General features: G+C 57.7%; 1 protein-coding gene and 1 pseudogene. Both read left to right on the forward strand.

Translation table 11 applies throughout. The features are described from left to right. Positions 1–902, forward strand: a pseudogene (locus tag HV213_RS33060) (efflux RND transporter periplasmic adaptor subunit); the annotation flags it as partial. After that, positions 902–1882, forward strand: a 981-nt coding sequence (locus HV213_RS33065) for an efflux RND transporter permease subunit (RefSeq protein ID WP_181486581.1), incomplete at its 3' end; no start/stop codon positions are given. The pseudogene HV213_RS33060 and the gene HV213_RS33065, both read left to right, overlap by 1 nt.

Below are 1882 nucleotides of genomic sequence, written 5' to 3' on the forward strand. Positions count from 1 at the left end.
CAAACGCGGCGGACAGATTGAATCCCTTGATGTGCGTCAGGGAGCCAGTATCTCTCAGGGGCAAGCGCTCGCCCGGCTCAACGCCCGGGAAGCGCAGCAACGCGTCAACGAACGGCAGACCGCAGCAACCCTCGCTCAGCGGCAGTTCGACCGCTTCCAGACGCTGGCCGGGTCGCCAGGCCATTTCAAAAGCGGAAATGGATATCCAGCGGGCCAACCGTGATTCCGCCAACGCTGCGCTAAAAATCGCCCGCGAAGAGCTAAGTCAAATGACGCTCACCGCGCCGTTTAGCGGTATTGCCGCCAGCGTCCCGATCCGTAATCACCAGGTTGTCGCCGCCGGACAGCCGATCGTCACCCTGACGCGAACCGATCTGCTCGACGTGGTGTTCAGCATTCCGGAGAATCTTTTTACGACTATTGATATCCGCAATGCGCAGTATCGTCCGGTGGTGAAAATCAACTCTATGCCGGACCGTCAGTTCACCGCCGAATATAAAGAACATACCGGTAGCAGCGACAGCAACACTCTGACCTGGCAGATCATTTTAACCATGCCGCGCCCGGCCGATTTTCCGTCAGTGGGCGGCGTGAGTGGGACCGTGACGGTCAATCTGGCAAACCTGCCCGCCAGCGCGGGCGATAAAGCCGTCGTGGTGCCGGTTGAAGCGGTATTTAATCCGGATAATCGCCAGCGCAATGAGCCCCACGTCTGGGTAGTTAAAGGCGAAGGCGAACAGCTACAGCTTGAGGACAGAAAAGTTGGCGTCGGCCAGGTCACCTCTCAGGGAGTGGTCATTACCGAAGGGCTTAGCGTCGGCGAGCGCGTCGTGGCGGCAGGCGTCAGTGAACTGCATGCGCAGCAACCGGTTCGAATCTGGACGCGTGAACGAGGTTTGTAATGGATATCTCTCGTCAGTTTATTAACAACCCGATTCGCGTCTGGCTGACTATTTTACTGCTGGGCATCGGGGGTATTTTCGCCCTGCTGAATATCGGTCGCCTGGAAGACCCGGCGTTTACCATCAAGACCGCCGTGGTCATCACCCACTATCCGGGAGCCTCGGCGCAGCAGGTTGAGGAAGAAGTCACCCTGCCGCTGGAGAACGCGCTGCAACAGCTGCCCTATCTGGACAACGTCAGCTCAATTTCCTCCAATGGTCTGTCGCAAATCACCGTCAATATCGCCTCGAATTATCACTCCAGCGAGCTGCCGCAAATCTGGGATGAGCTGCGCCGTCGGGTAGGAGACGCCGCCCGGATGTTCCCGCCCGGCGTGGCCTCCCCCTTTGTGAACGACGATTTTGGCGATGTCTTTGGCTTCTTCTTTGCTATCTCCGGCGAGAGCTTTACCAACCCTGAGCTGGTCCGCTACGCCGAGCAGCTCAGGCGCGAACTGGTGCTGGTTCCCGGCGTTGGCAAAGTCGCTATCGGCGGTGCGATCCCACAACAAATCAATATCGATATCTCGCTGGCAAAAATGACCGCCCGCGGTATCACGCTCAACCAACTGGCGGCAATCCTCAGTCGCTTGAACGTAGTGTCTAACGCCGGTGAGATTAAATCCGGCAGCGAGTCAATTCGCCTGCATCCAACGGGGGAGTTTGAAAATCTCGACGAGCTGGGCGATTTGTTAATCAGCCCGCACGGCTCAGGTTCAGCGACGCGATTGCGCGATATTGCCACGCTATCGCGCGGACTCAGCGAATCTCCTTCCAGCATTTATCACGCTAATGGCCGCCAGGCGGTCACTATGGGGGTGTCGTTTATTCCCGGCGTCAACGTCATTGACGTTGGTCGCGCGCTGGAAAGCAAACTGGATCAGATGTCGGCGGAAAAACCGGCAGGGATCAAAATTGACCTGTTCTACGACCAGGCTGCA

Origin of the sequence: Klebsiella sp. RHBSTW-00484, assembly GCF_013705725.1 — a bacterium.
Classification (GTDB): Bacteria; Pseudomonadota; Gammaproteobacteria; order Enterobacterales; family Enterobacteriaceae; genus Klebsiella.